Consider the following 22,030-nt stretch of genomic DNA (forward strand, 5'->3'; position numbering starts at 1 on the left):
TAGCGAATGCCGTTACTGGTACCAGCCGGCATCTCATTCGATAACCCCGCTGCGAAAGCCCTCATAGGTGAACCAGTCAGGATCTGGTGCGGCATGAATCTCAATAGGAAAGTGCGGCGCATCGGCAAGCGCCATATTTAGCAACATCAGAAACTGCTCCTCAGACCTGGCATAGAAAACCCACTCCCGCATGTTCTCGCCCGTAGAAACCAGTGCCAAGATGCTCGAACTCCCAACATATGACTGCAGAAGGTCTTCCATCCGGTCCATATCTTCACGCTCCGCCGTGGAGGGCATACCCGACTCAGATTGGTATTGCCAGACAAGAATGACCCGCAGTGGAAAGTCCGACGTCTGGAAGCCCTGATGAAATGTCTTCGCAAAGCGGAAAATAACCTGGCGACCGGTTACGGCCTGAGTGGAAACAGCCGTCGCCCAAACATCGACTGCAGTCGCGGCGACGCTGGCGGCCGACGCTCCTAAAAATAGTGCACCGCTGATAAGGGTAAGGTTTCGCTTCATTTCGTCAGCCAGCCTATGAATAGATCGCAGTCCATCAGTGCCCGCCATCCTGCAGAAAATACTTGGCCCCCTGATATTTGGTGATCCAATCAAATATCGCAGAACTCATGCCAGTACCTGGCAGGTAAACAGGCCGGCTTGCGGTAGGCACACCCGGACCGCAGAAAAAATGACAAGGAATTAAACGCTTTATCCTGTCTCGCGGCAAGCAGCATCCGATAAGTGGGCACGGCACCCATTTTCCTGCACCCCCCCAGCCCAACCCACTGCGGTAACCCTCCCTCCCCGCCGCGCGCCGGATAAGCAAAAGCACAAGGCCGCCCGTGGGCGGCCTTGTCGTTACGGCGGCAGATCAACAGCTAGTGCAGCTTCAGCGACGGCTTGGCCACCCGCCGCAGCTTGTCGCCGATGAACAGCAGCGTGGCCAGCAGCCAGCCGTGCACCGCGGCCTGGTGCATGCGGTACAGCGAGGCATAGATCAACTTGGCGCCGCGCCCTTCCACATAGTAGTCGCGCTTGGGTCCGACAATGGCCGCCAGGCTGCCCACCGCGGTGTGCTTGCCCAGCGACACCATCATGCCCTGCGGCTTGAACAGGAACGGCGCCGCCTGTTGCTCGCGCAGGCGCTGCGCCAGTTCGCCGGCCAGCCATTGCGCCTGCTGGTGCGCCACCTGGGCGGTGGCCGGCAGCGGGCGGCCGTTGCCGCCATCGCAGGCGGCGCAATCGCCCAGCGCATAGATATTGTCATCGCCGACGCAGCGCAGGTGCTCGTCCACCTGCAGCTGGTTGATGCCGTTCACCCCCAGGCCATCCAGCGCCGCCAGCCAGGCCGGTGCCTTCACCCCGGCCGCCCATACCGTGATGTCGGCCGCCACCTGGCTGCCGTCCTGCAGCTCGACGCCGCTGGCGGTTACCGCCGCCACCCGGCTGTTGGTCAGCACCCGCACATGGCGTGCGGCCAACTGTTCCTGTGCGTAGGCGGACAGCGACGGCGGTGCCGCCGCCAGCACCCGCTCGCTGCCTTCGATCACGCTGATGTGCACCTGCGCCGGCTGCAGCCGGGCGCCGTACTGGTGCATCTCGCGCACGGTGTGGTTCAGCTCCGCCGCCAGCTCCACCCCGGTGGCGCCGCCGCCGACGATGGCGATGTCCATGCCCGCCTGCTGGCCGCTGCTGCAGCGGAACGCCAGCTCCAGCAGGCGGTGGCGCAGGCGCTCGGCATCGGCCGGGGTGTTCAGCTGCATCGCGTGTTCGCGCACGCCGGGAGTACCGAAGTCGTTGGCCTCCGCCCCCACCGCCAGCACCAGCCAGTCGTAGCCGACCTCGCGCGCCGGGCTCAGCAATTGGCCATCGCAGCCGTGGATGGCGGCCAGGCGGATGCTGCGCCGCGCGCGGTCCAGCGTCTGCATATAGCCGAACTCGAATTCGTAGCCGTTGCGGTAGCCGTGGGCGAAGTAGTTCACCTCGTCCTCGCCGGTATTCAGCGCGCCGGTGGCCACCTCGTGCAGCAGCGGTTTCCAGATATGGGTGGGCGCCCCGTCCACCAGCACGATGCGTGCCTTGTGGCGCAGGCCGAGCTGGCGCCCCAGGCGGGTGGCCAGCTCCAGACCGCCGGCGCCGCCGCCGACAATGACGATGCTGGGTAAAGCAGCGGAACGACTCAACATGGCAACTCCTCTTGATCAGAATGCGTTACCACAGCCGTCTGCCGACGTGAAAACGGCTGGGGTGACGCTTCTGGCGCCAGCCCAGCCGGGTTGTGTACAAGAACCGCGCACAGCATCCCCGATCCTGTGTTGCGCCGCCTTGTCTCAGCTACTCTGCGAGACCTTGTTCACGGTTCTTGAGCGATGGATGACTTAACGGCCAACCCAGCCGATGACCAGCACTGCCGCCAATAGTAAAGCAATCAGCAGCAACAGGAAGTTCTGCCGCTTCTGTTCGCGCATCAGCTGGATATAGCCCTGCACCAAGAGCTCGGTGGTCTGGCCGGACAGCGCCTCGTTCAGCTTGCGCGGCAGCGCCGGCAGCGTGGTGGCCCATTGCGGCGCCTCGTGCTTGAGGGTGCGCAGCAGGCCGCGCCAGCCGATCTGCTCGTTCATCCACTTGGTCAGGAAGGGCTTGGCGGTATCCCACAGGTCCAGCTCCGGGTCCAGCTGGCGGCCCAGGCCTTCGATATTGAGCAGGGTCTTCTGCAGCAACACCAGCTGCGGCTGGATCTCCACGTTGAAGCGGCGGCTGGTTTCGAACAGCCGCAGCAGCACCATGCCGAAGGAAATCTGCGACAGCGGCTTGTTGAAGATCGGCTCGCACACGGTACGTACCGCCGCTTCCAGCTCCTCGGCGCGGGTTTCCTTCGGTACCCAGCCGGATTCGATGTGGGCGGTGGCCACGCGGTGGTAGTCGCGGTTGAAGAAGGCCAGGAAGTTGACCGCCAGGTAGTGCTTGTCGGTCTCGGTGAGGCTGCCGACGATGCCGAAGTCCAGCGCGATGTAGCGGCCGTCGTCGGCGACGAAGATGTTGCCCGGGTGCATGTCGGCATGGAAGAAGCCGTGGCGGAACACCTGGGTGAAGAAGATTTCCACCCCGAAGCGGCTGAGTTTTTTCAGATCGACGCCGGCCGCGCGCAGGCGCTCGATCTGCCCCACCGGGATGCCGTCCATCCATTCCAGCGTCAGCACGTCGCGGCTGCTGTAGTCGTAGTACACCTCCGGCACGATCAGCATGTCGCTGCCGACGAAGTTGCGGTGCAGCTGGCTGGCGTTGCCGGCCTCGTGCATCAGGTCCAGCTCGTCGTGCAGGTGACGGTCGAACTCCGCTACCACCTCGCGCGGCTTCAGCCGCTTGCCGTCGGGCAGGAAGCGTTCCACCAGTCCGGCCAGGCTGGCCATCAATGCCAGATCCTGCTGGATCACCGGCTTGATCGCCGGGCGCAGCACCTTTACCGCCACCAGGCGGCCGGGCGTGTTGCCGCTGCCATGCAGCCTGGCGCGGTGCACCTGCGCCACCGAGGCACTGGCCACCGGCGCGTCGTCGAACTCGGCGTACAGCTCGGCGATGGATTTGCCCAGGCTGCGCTCGATCACCGCGCGCGCGGTGGCCGCCTCGAACGGCGGCACCTTGTCCTGCAGCCGCGCCAGCTCGTCGGCGTAGTCTTCCGGCAGCAGATCGCGGCGGGTGGACAGCACCTGGCCGAACTTGACGAAGATCGGCCCCAGGTTTTCCAGCGCCAGCCGCACCCGCACCGGCAGCGGCTGCGACAGGTCGCGCGGCAGCGGGGTGAGGCGGAACAGCCAGTGCAGCAGCCGCACCCGCGGGCGGTCGACCAGGAAGTCGTCCAGGCCGTAACGATAGAAAGTGGCAACGATCTTGGCGAGCCGCGCGATACGCATGATGGATTCAGTCGGGGAAAAGGTTGGCCGCAACACGCCGGAGGGAGGGCATGCCGCGCAAAGCGCGAAGCATAGTCGCGGCGGGGGCGGCATGGCAATGCCGCCCGTCAGGCGGGCAGTAAAAAAGCCGGCGCTGGCGCCGGCTGTGTGTGGGGTGCGGACGGCTCAGCGGGCGCGCCGCTGCTCCAGCTGCGCCAGCCGCTTGTCGAAACGGTCGGCATCCTCACGCAGGGTGTCCACCGCCGAGACGAAACCGGCCACGTCCGGCTTGCGCGCCAGGAGCGGCGCTTCCTCGCGCAGGTGTTCGATCCAGCTCTCCAACAGCCGGCCGCCGATCTCGCCCTTGATACCGAACAGGCCGCGCACGAAGCCCTGCACACGGTGGGCAGCCACGTCGCCCACCAGCCGCGACAGGTCTTCGGTGGCATCCCACTGCAGCCGGCGCACGATGCGGCCAACCTCGGTGGCCAGCTCGGTGTCGCCTTCCAGCACGATGTCGGTCAGCGCCGGCTCGCGGCCGGACAACTGCGCCAGCGCCACGCCGTGCTTGAGGCGCAGCCGCGCTTCCGGCTCGCCCTCGCAGGTGGCCAGCCAGCCGTCGTCGGTCACCACCCCGGCCAGATCGAACGGCGGCAGGCTGATGGCGATACGGCGCCCGGCATGCGATGCCAGCTCGGCGCGCACTTCCGGGTGCTGATTGAGAAGATGATTGAAGGCCGCGATGCGCAAACCCATGCTCGATGTCCTTGTCCGCTGATGCTTGGCACGATGCTGCCGGCTCGTGGCTGCCGGCCCGTGGCCGCCGCGACGCGGCGGCCGGGTGCCGCTTACTGTACTACCGGGAGGATGTGGATTTCCACGCGGCGGTTCAGCTGCTTGCCGGCTTCGGTCTTGTTGTCGGCACGCGGGCGGCTGGCGCCGTAGCCGATAGCCTGCATGCGCTCCTGCTGCACGCCGTGCGCCTGCAGGTACTGTTCTACCGCCGCGGCGCGCTGCTCGGACAGCGGCTGGTTGATGCGCTCGTTGCCGGAGGCATCGGTGTGGCCTTCGATGTCCAGCGTGGTCTTGCCGTACTTGCGCACGATGCCGGAGATGGTGTCCAGCGTCGGCAGGAAGCCGGCTTTCAGCGCCGCGGAGCTGCTGTCAAACGCGGTACTGGAGGTCATCACCACCGTCAGGCTCTTGTCGGCATTGCGCTGCAGCTCGATGGCGCCGGACTTGATCTGCGGCGCCAGCTGCTTTTCGAAGTCCTTGGCCTGGTTGTCCATATAGGTGCCGACCGCGTAGCCGGCCAGGCCGCCGCCGACGGCGCCGATGATGGCGCCCTTGGTGCGGTCCTTCTTGCTGGACACCGCGGCGCCCAGCACCGCGCCGCCCACGGCGCCGATCACGCTGCCGGTCTGGCTGTTGGAATACTGATCCATATTGGCACAGCCACCGGCCAGCAGCGCGGCGGAGACCAGGGTTGCCAGGGTTGCAGTGGAAAGACGCTTGTTCATATTTGTTGCTCCTTGGGGGTGATTCGGGTCAGTCCGCGTGCCAGCACCAGTGCCACGGCTCGTACAGATAGCCGTCGGCATTGCCCGGCGGGTAGCTCAGGCGGAAGCCGTACTGGCCGGCGTGCGCGCACAGCCAGGCGTAGGCCGGCGTGCCGTCGAACTCCTGCTCCAGCAGCGGCGAACCCGGCGTGCCGATGTCGATGGCGCGGCCGGTGTGGTGCTCGCTGTAGCCGGGGGCAGCGCTGACCCGCAGGATGTCGTCGATAAGTTGGCCGCGCGCCAGTTTGGCGGCGACGATCTCGTGCTGGCGCTGGATGCTGCGGTAGGCGGACACCAGGAACAGCGTCACGCCGTCGGCAGCGGCCGCAGCGCGCAGCTGCTGCCATGCGACAGCGGCCGGCGCGATCAGTTCGAATACCCGGCCATCGGCGTTGCGATCCGCGTCCACCAGCGCGGCCGGCTCGGCATACTCGCGCAGGCCGCGTGCGGCCAACGTTTGCACATCGATGCCCAGCGCAGCCAGGCGCGTGGCCAGCTCCGGCGTCATCAGAACTTGACGCCCTTGTGCAGCGCCACCACGCCGCCAGTCATATTGTGGTAGTCGACGCGGCCGAAGCCGGCGTCCAGCATCATCTGCTTCAGGGTTTCCTGGTCCGGATGCATGCGGATGGATTCCGCCAGGTACTGGTAGCTGTCGGCGTCACCCGCCACCAGCTTGCCCATCACCGGCAGCGCCTTGAAGGAGTAGAAGTCGTAGAACGGCGACAGCGGCTTCCACACCTTGGAGAACTCCAGCACGAACAGCTTGCCGCCCGGCTTCAGCACCCGGCACATCTCCTTCAGCGCCGCGTCCTTGTGCGTCATGTTGCGCAGGCCGAAGGCCACCGACACCGCGTCGAAGTAGTTGTCTGGGAACGGCAGCTTCTCGGCGTCCGCCAGCGACACCGGCAGCATCAGGCCCTGGTCCAGCAGGCGGTCGCGGCCCACGGTCAGCATCGAGCTGTTGATGTCGGTGAGCCATACCTCGCCGCTTTTGCCCACGCGCTTGGCCCAGCCGCGCGCCAGGTCGCCGGTGCCGCCGGCGATGTCCAGCACCTTGTCACCCGGGCGCACGCCGGAGGTGGTGAGCGTGAAGTGCTTCCACACGCGATGCAGGCCGCCGGACATCAGGTCGTTCATCACGTCGTACTTCTGTGCCACCGAGTGGAATACCTCGGCCACCTTGCCGGCTTTTTCGGTTTCTTCCACCGACTTGAAGCCAAAGTGCGTCTTGCTCATGTCTACTCCCTGCCCGCGCCAGCGGTGGCGAGGCGATTCAGATAATCCTGCCAGTACTGGTCGTGCTTCACGCCCAGCTCGTATAGATAGGCCCAGCTGTACAGGCCGCTGTCGTGGCCGTCGCTGAACACGATTTTCAGCGCGTAGTGCCCCACCGGCTCCAGCGCGGTGATGGCGACGTTTTTCTTGCCCACCTGCAGCACTTCCTGGCCCACACCGTGGCCGCGCACTTCAGCGGACGGCGAATACACCCGCAGGTATTCCGCCGCCAGGCGGAAGCTGGCGCCGTCGTCGTAGCTGATCTCCAGCTGCTGCGACACCGCATGCAGCTTGATTTCCAGCGGGCTGGCACTGTCGTGAGTCAATCCGCTCATCATGGTTCCTTGCGGGTAAGCAGCATGGCATCGCCATAGCTGAAGAACATGTATTGCTGCGCCACCGCGTGCGCATAGGCGGCACGCATTTCCTGGTAGCCGGCAAATGCCGACACCAGCATCAGCAGCGTGGATTTGGGCAGGTGGAAGTTGGTGAGCAGCAGGTCCACCACCTGGAAACGGTAGCCCGGGGTGATGAAGATATCGGTCTCGCCACGGCCGGCGCGCAACTCGCCGCCGCGGGCGGCGGATTCCAGCGCGCGCATGCTGGTGGTACCCACCGCCAGCACCTTGCGGCCAACCTTATGTGCGGCGTGGATGGCATCGACGGTCGCCTGCGGCACGTCGTAGATCTCGCTGTGCATCTTGTGCTCGGCGATATTGTCTACCCGCACCGGCTGGAAAGTACCGGCACCGACGTGCAGGGTGACATTGCACAGCTGCACGCCCTGGTCGCGCAGCGTCTGCAGCATGGCATCGGTGAAGTGCAGCCCGGCGGTGGGCGCGGCTACCGCACCCTTCTCGCGGGCATACACCGTCTGGTAGCGCTCGTCGTCGTCGGCGTCGGTATCGCGCTCGATATACGGTGGCAGCGGCAGCTTGCCTGATTCATCCAGGATGTCGAACACGTTGGCCGCATCCAAGAATTTCAGATGGAACAGTTCGCCGGCGCGCGCCAGCATCTCGGCCTGCCAGCGGCCGGCAAACAGCATGCGCGTGCCCGGCTTGGGCGACTTGCTGGCGCGCACATGCGCCAGCACCTCGTGCTCGTTCAGCACCCGTTCCACCAGCGCCTCGATCTTGCCGCCGCTGTCCTTTTCGCCGAACAGACGCGCCTTGATCACGCGGGTATCGTTGAACACCATCACGTCGCCGGCCTGCAACTGGCTGGCAAACTCGGTAAAACGGCGGTCCTGCAAGGTGTCGCCATTTACCAGCAACAGGCGGCTGCTGCCGCGCTCGGCCGGCGGATGCTGGGCGATCAGGTTCTCTGGCAAGTGGTAATCGAAGTCGGAAACGTGCATGGCGGGCTTCATCTACTAAACCGGCGGATTATACCTTTTGCCTGCCGCACCGCGACAACAAGCGCGTCTTGCCCCAGATCAAGCCAGTCCTAACAGACAGGCACAGTCTGGCGACAAGGCCGTTACAATGCGCCAGCCCTGCTAGTGCTTTCACTCCAAACAGCGGCATTTTACCAACAGCCCGCCCGGACAAACACCCGTTTGAATTACCGCAATTGCTGGACATCGTGCTGACAATTGCGGCAAACTCGCGGCCATATCAAAACAGGGACTGACACCTTGACCCGAAAAATCCTCGTGCTGCACGGCCCCAATCTGAATCTACTCGGACTGCGCGAGCCACAGCACTACGGCCGGGACACCCTGGATGACATCAATAACCGCCTGCGTGCACAGGCACTGGCTGCCGGCTTCGAACTGGACGTGTTGCAAAGCAATGCCGAGCACGTACTGATCGACCGCATCCATGCCTGCCTGAGCGATGGGACGGCGATGATCATCATCAATCCGGCAGCCTTTACCCACACCAGCGTCGCCGTGCGCGACGCCATCGCCGGTGTCAAGGTGCCGTTTATCGAAGTCCACCTGTCCAACGTCCACGCCCGCGAACCGTTCCGCCAGCACTCGTATTTTTCCGATCTGGCGGTCGGCGTCATTTGCGGTCTGGGCGCTCATGGCTACGAGCTGGCCCTGGCCCACGCAATGCAGCGTCTGGCCACGCCGGCATAACACCCGAATATTTACCGAAGGAAAACCATGGACCTGCGCAAACTGAAGAAGCTGATCGATCTCGTCGAGGAATCCGGCATTGCTGAACTCGAAGTGACCGAAGGCGAAGAAAAAGTTCGCATCACCCGTGTCTCCGCCAGCCATGCTGTGGCCATGGCCCAGCCGATGCACTACCAGGTTCCCCCGCACATGGCCGCCGCCCCGGCCCCGGCCGCAGCGGCTGCCCCGGCCGCCGAAGCCGCACCGGCTGCCGACATGAGCAAAGCGCAGAAATCGCCGATGGTCGGCACCTTCTACAGCAAGCCGAGCCCGGACGCCGAGCCGTTCGTGAAAGTGGGCCAGTCCGTCAATGTGGGCGACACCCTGTGCATCATCGAAGCGATGAAGCTGATGAACGAGATCGAAGCCGAACGCGCCGGCGTGGTGAAAGCCATTCTGGTCGACGACGGCCAGCCGGTGGAATACGGCGAACCGCTGTTCATCATCGAGTAAGCGGCCTACTTATAGAATGCTGACGACAGGGCACGACATAGTGCCCTTTCCGTTTTTGACGTGTTGTGAGGGCTGGCAGAACAGCCCGGGCAAGCGCTACCGCATCGGCCGCGCCAGCGGTGAAGCCCTTGCCAGGAGATACGATCATGTTTGAAAAAATCCTCATCGCCAATCGTGGCGAAATCGCGCTGCGCATCCAGCGCGCCTGCCGCGAAATGGGCATCAAGACCGTGGTGGTGCATTCCGAAGCCGACCGCGAAGCCAAGTACGTGAAACTGGCCGACGAATCGGTGTGCATCGGCCCGGCGCCGTCCAGCCAGAGCTACCTGAACGTGCCGGCGCTGATCGCCGCCGCCGAGGTGACCGACGCCCAGGCCATCCACCCGGGCTACGGCTTCCTGTCGGAAAACGCCGACTTCGCCGAGCGCGTCGAGCAGTCCGGCTTCGTGTTCATCGGCCCGCGCGCCGAGACCATCCGCATGATGGGCGACAAGGTGTCCGCCAAGCAGGCAATGATCGAAGCCGGCGTACCGACGGTACCCGGCGTGGCCGGGGCCCTGCCGGACGATCCGGCAGAAATCACCAAGATCGCCCGCAAGATCGGCTTGCCAGTGATCATCAAGGCCGCCGGTGGCGGTGGCGGCCGCGGCATGCGCGTGGTGCATACCGAAGCCGCGCTGATCAGCTCGGTGAACATGACCCGTACCGAAGCCGGTGCCGCCTTCGGCAACCCCACCGTGTACATGGAAAAGTTCCTGGAGCAGCCGCGCCACATCGAGATCCAGGTGCTGTCCGACGAGCACGGCAATGCCGTGTATCTGGGCGAGCGCGATTGCTCAATGCAGCGCCGCCACCAGAAGATCATTGAAGAAGCACCGGCACCGGGCATCACCGATGCGCAGCGCAAGAAAATCGGCGAGGCCTGCGCCGACGCCTGCCGCCGCATCGGCTACCGCGGCGCCGGCACCTTCGAATTCCTGTACGAAAACGGCGAGTTCTACTTCATCGAGATGAACACCCGCGTACAGGTGGAGCACCCGGTTACCGAGCTGATCACCGGCATCGATATCGTGCAGGAACAGATCCGCATCGCGGCCGGCCTGCCACTGCGTTTCAAGCAGAAAGACGTCCACTTCCGTGGCCATGCCATGGAGTGCCGCATCAACGCGGAAGACCCGTTCAACTTCATTCCGTCGCCGGGCAAGATCGAAAGCTACCACCCGGCCGGCGGCCCGGGCATCCGCATCGATTCGCACATTTACCAGGGCTACACCGTACCGCCGCACTATGATTCCATGATCGCCAAGCTGATCGCCTACGGCGACACCCGCGAGCAGGCGATGGCGCGCATGCGCGTGGCGCTGTCGGAAATGGCGATTACCGGTATCAAGACCAACATCCCGCTGCATCAGGAACTGTTCCTAGACGGCGAGTTCCGCCACGGTGGTACCAGCATCCACTACCTGGAAGAACGCCTGTCGCAGTTGAAGAAAGGTTAAGTCATGGCCTGGCTGCAAGCCACCATTCACGCCGACTCGGCCATCGCCGAGCAGCTCGCCGACGTACTGATGGACGTCGGCGCGCTGTCGGCCACCATTGAAGACGCGCTGGCCGGCACCGCCGACGAGCAGCCGATCTTCGGCGAGCCGGGCGAGCCGGTCGACCAGCTGTGGAGCCACAGCCTGATCAACGCGCTGTTTGCCGAAGATGCCGATGTCGACCTGATGATCGCCGCCGCGGCCAACCAGTGCCGCATCGCGGTACCGGGCTACGAGGTTGGCCGCGTGGAAGAGCAGGACTGGGTGCGCCTGACGCAAAGCCAGTTCGACCCGATCCGCATCTCCGACCGGCTGTGGATCACCCCGACCTGGCACGTATCGCCGGACCCGGCCGCCATCAACCTGCAGCTGGACCCGGGCCTGGCGTTCGGTACCGGCAGCCACCCCACCACGCGGCTGTGCCTGCAGTGGCTGGACAGCCAGATCAAGGGCGGCGAGAGCGTGCTCGACTACGGCTGTGGCTCCGGCATCCTGGCCATCGCGGCAATGAAGCTGGGCGCCGGCCACACCCGCGGCATCGACATCGATGCCCAGGCGGTGCGTGCCAGCGTCGACAATGCGGCGCAGAACGGCGTAGCCGGCGACTTCGGTCTGCCGAACAGCCTGCAGCCGGGCGAATACGACGTGGTAGTGGCCAATATTCTGGCCAACCCGCTGCGTATGCTGGGCGAATTGCTGGCTAGCCACGTGAAAACCGGTGGTAAAATCGTGCTGTCCGGCATTCTGGCCGAGCAGGCCGATGAAATGTCGGCGTTGTACGCGCAGTGGTTCGACATGGACCCGGCCGTATTCGACGAAGGCTGGACCCGCCTGAGCGGCAGCAAACGCGCCTGACGCGGCATCCATCCTGCCCCAGGGTCGCCGGCCATGCCGGCGGCCCTTTTTGCACGCTGGCGCCCCGTCGCGGCCAACCTAACCAGGCAACACAGAACTCGACATGAGCCATACCACGCAGTGCCCCAGCTGTCAGACCAAGTTCAAAGTCACCGACGCCCACCTGGCGCTGGCTGGCGGCATGGTACGTTGCGGCCGCTGCAGCCATGTCTTCCACGCCCCCAGCCACTTCGAGGCCGCAGCGCAGGAGCAGGAACCCACACCAGCCGCCGCGGCGCAGCCCTCCGCGCCGGCTGCGCCTCCCGCAGCAAGCCAGCGCCCAGCGCCGCCGGCCGAGGATGACGACTTCGAGCTGGAGCTGCCGGACTTCGAACCGGAAAGCGCCCCGCCCGCCGCTGCCGCCGAGCCCAGCCCGCCGCTCACTCCCGTCGCCAGCAGCCCTGTGCCGCCCGATGTGGCCGAGGACGATTTCACCCTGCCGGACTTCGACCTGCTGCGCGAGCGCGAGCCCGAAGCGGCGCCCGCCGCAGCCGCCATCGGCCCGGATTTCCGCAACGCCGCCCGCGATGCCGAGCAGGATGGCCGCCAGCAGCTAGCCGAATTCCAGCAGGCGCTGGCCGACGCCCTGCGTCCGCAGCACGGCGCAGAGGCGGTGCCGCCCGCGCCGCCGGCAGCCAACCCGTTCGACATCGATGCCGTCGAAGAGCACGCCGCCGCTACGCCGCCGGTGTCCATCTGGGCGGCCGAACCCGAAGCCGATGCCATCACCACCGCGGTCATCGAGCTGCCCGCCGACAACGTGCAGCGCACCCCGTGGTGGCGCACGCTGTTGCTGGCGCTGCTGGCCATGCTGCTGTTGCTGCTGTTGCTGGGGCAGATCCTGTTCATCAACCGCACCCGTGCCAGCGCCGAGATGCCGGAACTGCGCCCGGCGTTCGAGGCGGTGTGCAGCGTGCTGGGTTGCAGCGTGCCGCTGCCCAGCGACCGCCAGCTGATCCGCACCGAGTGGTCGGAACTGTCGTTCATCCCCGACCATGACCGGCTGATCCAGCTCAACGCCACGCTGAAGAACCTGGCGCCCTATCCGCAGGCATTCCCGCTGATGGAAGTGACGCTGAAGAACGCCAGCGACCAGGTCATGATGCGCAAGGTATTGCTGCCGCAGGACTACCTGAAAGCGCAGGACTTCCAGCTGGGGCAGTTCAATGCCAACAGTGAGCTGAAGCTGCAGCTGCGCATGGAAGTCAGCGGCGGCAAGGCGCAGGGCTACAGCCTGGACTTCTTCTACCGCTGAAACGCCCCGCTCCCGCCCACCCAAGCTTGGCCACGGCCAAGCTTGCTTTTTATGCAAGCTGGGCCACCATGAAGGCATGAAAACGCTACCGGTAACGGCCAGGTAGCCGCGCCGACAGGAGACCAGCATGACACAGCATTTCTTGCGTTACCGCGACGAGAGCATGGCGGTGGCGGGCAACTTTCCGGAAGCCGGGCAGCTGCTGCCCAGCTTCATGCTGGTAGACGAGCACCTGCGCGATGTCTCGCTGGAGCGCTTCCTCGGCCGTAGCAAGCTGGTGCTGACGCTGCTGTCGCTGGATGCCGAAAGCGGTGGCCTGGCGCTGCTGCAGGAGCTGCGCCGCAAGCTGGAAGGTTGGCCGCTGCTGCAGTTCATCGTGATCACGGTCGACTCGCCGTTCAGCCTGCACCGCGCGCGCAAGGAGCACGGCCTGCCCAATGTGGTGCTGCTGTCCACCCTGCGCGGGCGCGACTTCCACAAGCATTTCGGCGTGCTGCTGCAGGATTACCCGCTGGCCGGCATGACCTGCCCGGCGCTGTGGCTGGTGGACGACGACGACCGCATTCTGTACGCGCAGCGGCTGGATGACGCCGATGATGACTTCGACCTTGCCGCCATCCGCAACGCGCTGCTGGCCAAGCTGCCGGGCTAGCACGGCGGACACGAAAAAAGGCGCCCAACGGGCGCCTTTTTTAATCATGCCGTGCCGCTCAGGGCTGGCCGAACTCCGGCTTGGGCGTGCGCCCCAGCAGGCTTTCCACCACGCTGTGCGGCGTGGCCTGGTGATACAGCAGCTCGCACACCGCGGCGGTGATCGGCATGTCCACCTCCAGCCGCTCCGCCATTTTCAGCACCTCGCGCGCGGTCGGCACACCTTCGGCGACATGGCCCAGCTCGGTCAGAATAGCGGCCAGCGACTTGCCCTCGGCCAGCTTGAGGCCGACCTGGCGGTTGCGCGACAGCGCACCGGTGCAGGTCAGGATCAGATCGCCCACCCCGGATAGCCCCTGCATGCTCTGCTGGCTGCCGCCCAGTGCCACCGCCAGCCGGGTGATCTCGGCCAGGCCGCGGGTGATCAGCGCGGCGCGGGCATTCATGCCGAAGCCCAGGCCGTCGGCCACGCCGGTGGCGATCGCCATCACGTTCTTCACCGCGCCGCCCACCTCCACGCCGACCAGGTCGTCGTTGGCGTAGATGCGCAGCAGCGGGCTGTGCAGCTCGCGGGCAAAGTCGCGGGCAAAGGCGTAGTTCTCCGACGCCAGCGATACCGCCGCCGGCAGGCCCAGCGCCACTTCCTTGGCGAAACTGGGGCCGGACAGCACGCCGACGGTCTTCAGGCGCGGAAACTCCTCGGCCACCACCTGGTGCGGCAGCAGGCTGGAGCCGGCCTCGAAGCCCTTGCACGCCCACAGCAGCGGCGCATCCACCTTCAACCGCGCCAGCTCCTGCAAGGTTGGCCGCAGGCCGGCGATCGGCGTCACTACCAGCACCAGCTCCACGCCCAGCACCGCCTCCGACAGGTCGGCCGACAGGTGCAGCTTGTCCGGCAGCGGGCAATCCGGCAGGTAGCGGCGGTTGAGGCGGTTGGCCTGCATGTCCACCATCTGCGCGGCGTCGCGGCCCCACAGCGTGACCTCGTGCTGGCGGCTGAAGGCAATCGCCAGTGCCGTACCCCAGGCTCCGGCGCCGATAACGGTCATCTTCATGCGTTTACAGTCCCCACAGCCCGCTGATCTGGGCATAGCCGCTGCTGCCGTCGCGGTGCTTGACCTTAACCCAGCTGCTCTGCGGCGGCTCCAGCATGTCCAGCACCAGGTCTTTCTCGGCCCAGAACAGCAGCTTGCCCTGGTCGTTGGCCGCATCGCGCACCGCCAGCCGCGCCGCGGTTACCAGCAGCGTACGGCGGCTGGACAGCGCGGCGCCGGGAATCCAGGCGATGCTGCCGGTGGCGTCGCGCACCCGCGACCAGTCCTTCTGCGTGGCCAGCACTTCTACCGGGTAGTAGCGGCTGACGACGAACTGTTTCTTGGCGGTAAGGGTCGGCGCCTCGTACAGCGCGACGCCGGTTTCCTTCACCGAACGGAATTCCAGCGCAAACGCCGTACCGGCCAGCGAGGCGAGTACGGCGGCAGCAACAAGCAGATGTCGCTTCATAGTGGTATCAGGCGTTGCCGGCTTCGGCCTGGGCAGCACGCTGTTGCAGGTACAGGGCTTCGAAGTTGATCGGCGACAGCAGTACCGGCGGGAAGCCGGCGCGGCTTACCAGGTTGGACACCGCTTCGCGCGCGTACGGGAACAGGATGTTCGGGCAGGCCACGCCCAGGATCGGGTCGACGTCTTCCGCCGGCACGTTCTGGATCTGGAAAATACCGGCCTGGGTCACTTCGCACAGGAACATGGTTTTTTCCGGCAGCTTGGCGGTAACGGTGATGGTGAGCGACGCTTCGAAGAAACCTTCTTCCAGTTGCTGGCCGCCGTTGGCCAGCTGCATGTCGATTTCCGGCTGGGCCTGTTCCAGGAACACCTGCGGCGCATGCGGCACTTCGAAGGACATGTCCTTCACGTAGATTTTTTCGATGGAGAAAACCGGTTCCAGCTGTTGTTGTTCGCTCATGTTGTGCTATCTCGAAGGCACCTGGCAGGTGCAGGGTTGAAGTCTGTGCCGGCATGGCGGACAGCCGCCCGCCATGCCGGCGTGTCGTGCATCATCGCACGAAAAGATGACAGTCGCACCGGACTTAACCGGCCAGCAACGGCTCCAGCTTGCCGGCGGCATTGAGCGCCACCAGGTCGTCGCAGCCGCCGACGTGGGTGTCGCCGATGAAGATCTGCGGCACGGTGCGGCGGCCGGTGATGCTCATCATTTTTTCACGCTCGACCGGGTCCAGATCGATGCGGATTTCCGCGATCGCGGTCACGCCCTTGCTGGACAGCAGTTGCTTGGCGCGGATGCAGTACGGGCATACCGCGGTGGTGTACATGGTGACGGATTGCATACGCTGTTTCCTGCAAAAAAGTGAGTCGATTATAAGCCGCCAGCCGCCGCTGCGGCCAACCTTGCCTGATAGCGCGCCACCACCGCGGCCACCGCGGCGTCCAGCTGCGGCGTCAGCCGCTCGGCGCGGGCAGAGTTGACGATGGCGACCAGCACCAGCCGCTGCCCTGACGGCGCCTGCCAGTAGCCGGCCAGTGCGCGCACATTGTCCAGCGAGCCGGTTTTCAGCCGCAGGCTGCCGCCCACCTCGCCCAGCCGCTTCTTCAACGTGCCGTCCTCGCCGGCCAGCGGCAGGCTGGCGGCCAGTTCCGGGCCGTAGGCGCCGCGCAGCGCATCGCGCAGCACCTCGCCCAGCAGCCGCGCGCTGACGCGCTCGCGCCGCGACAGGCCGGCGCCGTTCTCCAGCGTCAGCGGCTGCTGCGGCAGGCCGCGCTCGGCCAGCAGGCCGCGCAAGCTGCGCTCGCCATCGGCCAGGGTGTTGCCGCTGGCCGGATACTGCGCGCCCACGGTCAACAGCACGCTGCGCGCCATGGTGTTGTTGCTGTACTTGTTCATGTCCACCAGCACGCTGGCCAGGGTATCGGCGGAGTCCCAGCGCAGCAGGCTGCGCGCGCCGGGCGGCGTGCTGGCCAGCGCCAGGCCGCGCGGGCCGCTGCCGCCCAGCTGCTGCCACAGCGCGGCAAACGCCTGCTGTGCGAATTCATTGCTGTCCAGCAGGTTCACATAGTTGGCCGCACCATCGCAGGCCGGCGGCAGGCGGCCGCTGACGATCAAGCGCGCGCCCTGCTGCGCCACCGTAACGAAGCGACGCACATCGCCGCAGCTGGCGCCATCGCCCAGCTGCAGGCGGTTGTCGACGCTGATGCCCGGCAGCGGCGGATCCAGTGCCACCTGTGGCCGGCCGTCATCGAAGCGGTAGCGCAGCCAGGCCACTTTCAGGTTCAGCTGGTGGGTGTGCGGCGCCACGGTGAACACGCGCTCGGCATCGCCGCCGAAGCCTTCCGCCGTGCCGATGCCCTGCCAGGCGCTCTGGTCCAGCAGCAGCCGGCCGGTGATGTCGCGCACGCCGCGCAGCCGCAGCTGGCGCAGCATTTCGGTCAGGCGCGCGCTGTCCAGCCGCGGGTCGCCGCGGCCCAGCCAGTACAGGTCGCCCTGCAGCACGCCATCCACCAGCGCCGCTGTGGTTTTGAACTCGCTCTGCCAGCGGAAGTTCGGCCCCAGCCGGTTAAGCGCCGCCCAGCTGGTGAGCAGCTTCATGGTGGAGGCCGGGTTCACCGCCGCGTCGGCGCGGTGCGCCTCGAACTCGCCGCCGCCTTCCACCGGCGCCGCCCACAGCGCGATCTCGTCATCATCAAAGCCGGCCGGCGCCGCCGCGTACAACGGCGCCGCCACCACGGCCAGCAACAGTAAAAATCGTTTCATCACATCTCCAGCGGGTCGACATCCAGCGACCAGCGCATGCCGCGCACCGCCTTGCGCGCCAGTTGTTCGATCAGCGGCAGCTGCGCACGCAGCCAGTTGTGCAGCGCCGGGCGGCTGGCAGCCTCGAAGGTCAGCTGGGCGCGCTCGCGCCCGGCCAGGCGCACCATCAGCGCCGGCGCCGGGCCGAACACGTTCAGCCCGTCCGGCAGCTCGCCCAGCTGCGGCAACAGGGTGTTGAGAAAGTCCTCGGCATCGGCGTAGGCCGGCGCGTCGGCGCGCAGCAGTACCTGGAACGCCGCCGGCGGAAAGCCCGCCTCACGCCGCTCCTGCAGCATGGCGGCGGCGTAGCCGTCGAAATCGTGCTGCTGCAGCGCCTGGTACAGCGGGTGCTCCGGCCACTGCGTCTGCACCAGCACCCGCCCCGGCACCCCGGCGCGGCCGGCGCGGCCAGACACCTGCAACAGCTGCGCGAACAGCCGCTCGCCGGCGCGGAAATCCGCCGAGTACAGCCCACCGTCGCTGCCCAGCACCACCACCAGCGACAGCGCGCCAAAGTCATGCCCCTTGGCCAGCATCTGCGTGCCCACCAGGATATCCACCTCGCCGGCATGCACCCGCTGGTAGATGGCGTCCCACGCCGCCTTGCTGCTGGTGCTGTCGCGGTCGATGCGCAGGATGCGCGCCTCCGGCAGCATGCGCTGCAGCGCGGCCTCCAGCCGCTGCGTGCCCTCGCCCAGCGGCTGCACGTCCGGGTTGCCGCAGGACGGGCACTGCAGCGGAATACGCTCGCAGGCGCCGCAGTGGTGGCAGCGCAGCTGACGCGCGGACAGATGCAGCACCATGCGCGCACTGCAATGCTTGCAGGCCGAGGTCCAGCCACAGGCGCTGCAGGCCAGCACCGGCGAGTAGCCGCGACGATTGATGAACACCAGGCTCAGCTCGCGCCGCGCCAGCGTCTGTTGCAGCGCCTCCACCACCGGTGCGGCCAACCCTTCCGCCAGTTTCTGGCGGCGGATGTCCAGCAACCCCACCTGCGGCAGTGTGGCGCTGCCGTGTGCGCGCTGGCTCAGCACCAGCTTGCGGTAGCGCCCGGTCTCGGCATTGGCCACCGTCTCCAGGCTGGGGGTGGCGCTGCCCAGCAGCACCGGCACGTTGGCCGCATGCGCGCGCCACACCGCCAGGTCGCGGGCGTGGTAGCGCAGGCCGTCCTGCTGCTTGAACGAGCCATCGTGCTCCTCGTCGACGATCACCAGCCCCAGCTGCGGCAGCGGCGTGAACACCGCCAGCCGGGTGCCGATGACGATGCCGGCACGGCCCAGCCAGCCGTCGCACCAGCCTTCCAGCCGCTCGCCATCGGCCAGGTTGCTGTGCAGGCAGACGATGCGTGTGGCCGGGAAGCGGCGCGCGAAGCGGTCGATCAGCTGCGGGGTAAGGTTGATTTCCGGGATCACCACCAGCACCTGGCGCCCCTGCGCCAGCACGCGGGCGATCAGCTGCAGGTAGACCTCGGTCTTGCCGCTGCCGGTAATGCCGTGCAGCAGAAACGGCGCAAAGCATTCAAGGTTGGCCGCCACCGCGTCCAGCGCCAGCTGCTGTTCAGCGTTGAGCGCCAGCTCGCCGCTCACCTGCAGCGCCGGCGCCTGCCACGGCACGGCGGCGATGTCGCCGCTGGCGAGGCCGGCTTTCAGATAGGCGCTGGCCTGCGCATGCACCCGCCGCAGCGCCTCGCGCTCGATCGGCTCGTGCAGCGCCTGCCACAGCGCCAGCTTGGCGCTGCTGCGCGCCGCCGGCGGCTGGCCCAGGCCCTGCGCGGTGAGCTGGTAACAGGCGCGATCCGGCAGCCGCACCTCGCGCGGCTCGCGCAGGGAAGTCGGCAAGGCGGTGAACAGCGCCTGGCCCTGCGGATGCAGGTAGTAGCGGGCGGCGAAGCGCACCTGTTGCAGCAGCGCCTCCGGCAGCGGCGGCAGCGCGTCGAACACCTGCAGGATGGGTTTGAGCTTGTTCGGCGCCACGGCGTCCGGGGTGACACTGTTGTCCACCACGCCGCACAGCTCGCGGCTGCCGAACGACACCAGCACCCGCTGGCCGCTGGCCAGCGGCTGCGAATGCAGGTAGGCGAATGCCCCACGCAGGGGCACATCCAGCCATACGCTGATCACCGTCGCTGTCACATTTATTCCCCGCTAGCGCGCCAAGCCAGCACTGGCGCGGGCTGGCGCAATCTGTGCACAAATGCTGTGGATAACTTTGTGCACAAGCTGTATGCAAACTGGCAAAAAGCGCGCGGCTGCGGCATTGCCACTGGATTGCACAAAAATTAATCTGAAAAATAATTCTTTAAAAATCAATAGCTTGCAAAAACGCACATTTTTCTGGCAGCAAGCCTTGACAGAATGGTGCTTTGCCCGATTTTGGTGTGCATAACTGCAGGAACAACAGCCCGCCATGCTGTCAAGCCCCCGCATCAAGGCTGGCGGCCGGCAAGCAAAACGGCCACCCGCTGCGAGTGGCCGTACTGTCCTAAAGACCGGGGTCACACGTGGTACTGGCGCGACAGCTGGTGTACCGCCGCCACCAGCGCGGCGGCGTGTTCCGGGTTGGCGTGCTGCGAGATGCCGTGGCCGAGGTTGAACACGTGACCGCTGCCCTGGCCGTAGGCTGCCAGGATGCGGCCGGCCTCGGCCTCGATCGCCGCCGGGCTGCCGAACAGCGCATTGGGGTCGAAGTTGCCCTGCAGCGCCACCTGATCGCCGACGCGGGCGCGCGCCAGGCCAATGTCGGTGGTCCAGTCCAGGCCCACGCAATCGGCACCGATGGCGGCGATGTCTTCCAGCCACTGGCCGCCGTTCTTGGTGAACACGATCACCGGCACGCGGCGGCCGTCCGCCTCGCGCTTGAGGCCGGCGACGATGCGCTGCATATAGGCCAGCGAGAATTCCTTGTACGCCGCGTGGCTGAGCGCGCCGCCCCAGGTATCGAAGATCTGCACCGCCTGCGCGCCGGCATCGATCTGCGCGTTCAGGTAGCCGATCACCGATTGCGCGGTGACATCCAGGATGCGGTGCAGCAGGTCCGGGCGGCTGTACAGCATGCCCTTGATGTGGCGGAAGTCATCCGAGCCGCCGCCTTCCACCATGTAGCAGGCCAGGGTGAACGGGCTGCCGGAGAAGCCGATCAGCGGCACGCGGCCGTGCAGCGCCTTGCGGATGCTGCTTACCGCGTCGAACACGTACTGCAGCTTTTCCAGCGGCGCCGGCTGCAGCGCCAGCACTGCGGATTCCTCGCGCAGCGTGCGCTGGAACTTGGGGCCTTCGCCGTCGGCGAAATACAGGCCCAGGCCCATGGCGTCCGGCACGGTGAGGATGTCGGAGAACAGGATCGCCGCATCCAGCGGGAAGCGCTCCAGCGGCTGCAGGGTGACTTCGGTGGCGTAGTCCGGGCTGGTGCACAGGCCCATGAAGCTGCCGGCGCGGGCGCGGGTGGCGCGGTATTCCGGCAGGTAGCGGCCGGCCTGGCGCATCATCCAGATCGGGGTGTAGTCGACCGGCTGCTTCAGCAGCGCGCGCAGGAAGGTATCGTTTTGCAGGGTGGTCATGGCGGCTTTTCGGCAAAAAGGTTGGCCGCATTATACCGTGCGCCCGCAGCGCTGCCTTGATGTGACCACCGGCGCGGCGCATTTTTGTGGCGCCGGGCCATGACAAGCGCCTTGAGACTGGCCATGCCATGTGCTTGACTGCACATGTCGCCCACCCAAGGAAGCATCATGAACGAGATCAACCTCTCCCACTGGCAACAGGTTGCCACCGACTACGCCTTCACCATCGGCAGCACGCTGCTGGCGGCGCTGGCATTCTGGATCGTCGGCCGCTGGCTGATCGGCAAGGTCGGTGCGCTGATCCAGCGCACGCTGGAGCGCCAGCACGTCGACGCCACCATCATGCGTTACCTCGGCACCACCATCAACGTTACCCTCAACGTGATGCTGGTGATCGGCATCCTCGGCTACTTCGGCATCCAGACCACCACCTTCGCCGCGCTGTTCGCCGCCGCCGGCGTGGCCATCGGCATGGCCTGGTCCGGGCTGCTGTCCAACTTTGCCGCCGGGGTGTTCCTGATCGTGCTGCGGCCGATGAAGGTCGGCGACTTCGTCACCGCCGGCGGCGTCACCGGCACGGTGAAAGAGATCGGCCTGTTCACCACCGCGTTCAACACCCCGGACAATGTGCTGACCATGGTGGGCAACAGCAAGATCCTCGGCGACACCATCCAGAACTTCAGCAGCAACCCCTACCGCCGCGTGGAGCTGAAGGCGCAGCTGGCCGGCGCCGCCGACGTGGATGCCGCCATCGCCCTGCTGCGGCAGCGGCTGGCGGCCATCCCCAATGTGCTGGCCGAGCCGGCGGTGGAGGTGTCGATCTTGGAATTCAACCTGGTGGGACCGGTGCTGGCGGTGCGGCCGTTCTGCCACAACGACGACTACTGGCAGGTGTACTTTGACAGCAACAAGCTGCTGCGCGACGCGCTGGGCAGCGCGGCCTTCCCGGCGCCGATGCCGGCGCAGGTGGTGTACGTGAAGCAGTAAGGTTGGCCGCACGCCCGTCGCCGGCGGCGGCGT

At 66.2% G+C, this 22,030-nt stretch carries 23 protein-coding genes; 7 read left to right on the forward strand and 16 right to left on the reverse strand.

Annotated elements, in window-relative coordinates:
• Positions 1–33: 33 nt before the first annotated feature.
• The 9 genes from ACFOLG_RS00425 to queA form a co-directional block, all read right to left on the reverse strand.
• On the reverse strand, positions 34–522 hold the full coding sequence (locus ACFOLG_RS00425) for a DUF695 domain-containing protein (RefSeq protein WP_386087283.1): 489 nt from the start codon (positions 520–522) through the stop codon (positions 34–36).
• A 359-nt stretch (positions 523–881) separates the two neighbouring features.
• Positions 882–2,189, reverse strand: coding sequence for an NAD(P)/FAD-dependent oxidoreductase (locus ACFOLG_RS00430; RefSeq protein ID WP_386087285.1), 1,308 nt, complete (start codon positions 2,187–2,189; stop codon positions 882–884).
• A 192-nt stretch (positions 2,190–2,381) separates the two neighbouring features.
• Positions 2,382–3,914, reverse strand: a complete 1,533-nt coding sequence (ubiB, locus tag ACFOLG_RS00435) for a ubiquinone biosynthesis regulatory protein kinase UbiB (RefSeq protein ID WP_386087287.1) — start codon at positions 3,912–3,914, stop codon at positions 2,382–2,384.
• A 165-nt stretch (positions 3,915–4,079) separates the two neighbouring features.
• On the reverse strand, positions 4,080–4,649 hold the full coding sequence (locus tag ACFOLG_RS00440) for a ubiquinone biosynthesis accessory factor UbiJ (RefSeq protein ID WP_386087289.1): 570 nt from the start codon (positions 4,647–4,649) through the stop codon (positions 4,080–4,082).
• 92 nt (positions 4,650–4,741) lie between these two features.
• Positions 4,742–5,413, reverse strand: a complete 672-nt coding sequence (locus ACFOLG_RS00445; protein WP_386087291.1) for an OmpA family protein — start codon at positions 5,411–5,413, stop codon at positions 4,742–4,744.
• A gap of 28 nt (positions 5,414–5,441) precedes the next feature.
• The gene (locus tag ACFOLG_RS00450; RefSeq protein WP_386087293.1) at positions 5,442–5,960 is read right to left on the reverse strand and encodes a M15 family metallopeptidase; all 519 of its coding nucleotides are present in this window, start codon (positions 5,958–5,960) and stop codon (positions 5,442–5,444) included.
• Positions 5,960–6,691: a bifunctional demethylmenaquinone methyltransferase/2-methoxy-6-polyprenyl-1,4-benzoquinol methylase UbiE gene (ubiE, locus tag ACFOLG_RS00455; RefSeq protein ID WP_386087295.1), complete on the reverse strand. Its 732-nt coding sequence runs from the start codon at positions 6,689–6,691 to the stop codon at positions 5,960–5,962. Before ubiE ends, ACFOLG_RS00450 begins: the two co-directional genes overlap by 1 nt.
• 2 nt (positions 6,692–6,693) lie before the next feature.
• Complete coding sequence (locus ACFOLG_RS00460) at positions 6,694–7,065, reverse strand: gamma-butyrobetaine hydroxylase-like domain-containing protein (protein WP_386087297.1); 372 nt, start codon at positions 7,063–7,065, stop codon at positions 6,694–6,696.
• Positions 7,065–8,090: a tRNA preQ1(34) S-adenosylmethionine ribosyltransferase-isomerase QueA gene (gene queA / locus ACFOLG_RS00465; RefSeq protein WP_386087299.1), complete on the reverse strand. Its 1,026-nt coding sequence runs from the start codon at positions 8,088–8,090 to the stop codon at positions 7,065–7,067. The genes ACFOLG_RS00460 and queA overlap by 1 nt, the downstream gene beginning before the upstream one ends.
• A gap of 279 nt (positions 8,091–8,369) precedes the next feature.
• On the opposite strand from queA, the gene aroQ reads away from it, so the two are divergent.
• The 6 genes from aroQ to ACFOLG_RS00495 all read left to right on the forward strand — a co-directional run bounded on the left by aroQ (position 8,370) and on the right by ACFOLG_RS00495 (position 13,650).
• Positions 8,370–8,819 (forward strand): type II 3-dehydroquinate dehydratase, encoded by a 450-nt coding sequence (gene aroQ, locus ACFOLG_RS00470; protein WP_386087301.1) that lies wholly within the window; start codon positions 8,370–8,372, stop codon positions 8,817–8,819.
• 27 nt (positions 8,820–8,846) lie between these two features.
• Positions 8,847–9,311 (forward strand): acetyl-CoA carboxylase biotin carboxyl carrier protein, encoded by a 465-nt coding sequence (gene accB, locus ACFOLG_RS00475; RefSeq protein ID WP_386087303.1) that lies wholly within the window; start codon positions 8,847–8,849, stop codon positions 9,309–9,311.
• 146 nt (positions 9,312–9,457) lie between these two features.
• Positions 9,458–10,810, forward strand: coding sequence for an acetyl-CoA carboxylase biotin carboxylase subunit (accC, locus tag ACFOLG_RS00480; RefSeq protein ID WP_386087304.1), 1,353 nt, complete (start codon positions 9,458–9,460; stop codon positions 10,808–10,810).
• Positions 10,811–10,813: 3 nt separating this feature from the next.
• The gene (gene prmA, locus ACFOLG_RS00485; RefSeq protein WP_386087305.1) at positions 10,814–11,704 is read left to right on the forward strand and encodes a 50S ribosomal protein L11 methyltransferase; all 891 of its coding nucleotides are present in this window, start codon (positions 10,814–10,816) and stop codon (positions 11,702–11,704) included.
• Between the two features lie 103 nt (positions 11,705–11,807).
• Positions 11,808–12,998 carry a DUF3426 domain-containing protein gene (locus ACFOLG_RS00490; RefSeq protein ID WP_386087307.1) on the forward strand — a complete coding sequence of 397 codons (1,191 nt, stop codon included), beginning with the start codon at positions 11,808–11,810 and terminating at the stop codon, positions 12,996–12,998.
• A gap of 127 nt (positions 12,999–13,125) precedes the next feature.
• Entirely contained in the window at positions 13,126–13,650 is a 525-nt protein-coding gene (locus ACFOLG_RS00495) for a redoxin family protein (RefSeq protein WP_386087309.1), read from the forward strand.
• A gap of 58 nt (positions 13,651–13,708) precedes the next feature.
• On the opposite strand, the gene ACFOLG_RS00500 is transcribed toward ACFOLG_RS00495, so the two are convergent.
• From ACFOLG_RS00500 to hemE, 7 genes are all read right to left on the reverse strand, one after another.
• On the reverse strand, positions 13,709–14,704 hold the full coding sequence (locus ACFOLG_RS00500; RefSeq protein WP_386087310.1) for an NAD(P)H-dependent glycerol-3-phosphate dehydrogenase: 996 nt from the start codon (positions 14,702–14,704) through the stop codon (positions 13,709–13,711).
• A gap of 4 nt (positions 14,705–14,708) precedes the next feature.
• A complete protein-coding gene (locus ACFOLG_RS00505) occupies positions 14,709–15,152 on the reverse strand; it encodes an SH3 domain-containing protein (protein WP_386087312.1) in 444 nt (147 codons plus the stop codon).
• 7 nt (positions 15,153–15,159) lie between these two features.
• The gene (gene secB, locus ACFOLG_RS00510; protein ID WP_349588258.1) at positions 15,160–15,612 is read right to left on the reverse strand and encodes a protein-export chaperone SecB; all 453 of its coding nucleotides are present in this window, start codon (positions 15,610–15,612) and stop codon (positions 15,160–15,162) included.
• Positions 15,613–15,736: 124 nt separating this feature from the next.
• Positions 15,737–15,994 (reverse strand): glutaredoxin 3, encoded by a 258-nt coding sequence (grxC, locus tag ACFOLG_RS00515; RefSeq protein WP_386087314.1) that lies wholly within the window; start codon positions 15,992–15,994, stop codon positions 15,737–15,739.
• A 29-nt stretch (positions 15,995–16,023) separates the two neighbouring features.
• Positions 16,024–17,415, reverse strand: a complete 1,392-nt coding sequence (dacB, locus tag ACFOLG_RS00520) for a D-alanyl-D-alanine carboxypeptidase/D-alanyl-D-alanine endopeptidase (protein ID WP_386087316.1) — start codon at positions 17,413–17,415, stop codon at positions 16,024–16,026.
• Positions 17,415–19,586 carry a primosomal protein N' gene (locus ACFOLG_RS00525; RefSeq protein ID WP_386087318.1) on the reverse strand — a complete coding sequence of 724 codons (2,172 nt, stop codon included), beginning with the start codon at positions 19,584–19,586 and terminating at the stop codon, positions 17,415–17,417. Before ACFOLG_RS00525 ends, dacB begins: the two co-directional genes overlap by 1 nt.
• A gap of 362 nt (positions 19,587–19,948) precedes the next feature.
• Positions 19,949–21,010, reverse strand: coding sequence for a uroporphyrinogen decarboxylase (hemE, locus tag ACFOLG_RS00530; RefSeq protein ID WP_386087320.1), 1,062 nt, complete (start codon positions 21,008–21,010; stop codon positions 19,949–19,951).
• 168 nt (positions 21,011–21,178) lie between these two features.
• Here hemE and ACFOLG_RS00535 point away from each other — a divergent pair, with 168 nt between their 5' ends.
• On the forward strand, positions 21,179–21,997 hold the full coding sequence (locus tag ACFOLG_RS00535) for a mechanosensitive ion channel family protein (RefSeq protein ID WP_386087321.1): 819 nt from the start codon (positions 21,179–21,181) through the stop codon (positions 21,995–21,997).
• The last annotated feature ends 33 nt before the right edge of the window (positions 21,998–22,030 follow it).

This window comes from Vogesella facilis, assembly GCF_042648525.1.
Classification (GTDB): Bacteria; Pseudomonadota; Gammaproteobacteria; order Burkholderiales; family Chromobacteriaceae; genus Vogesella; species Vogesella facilis.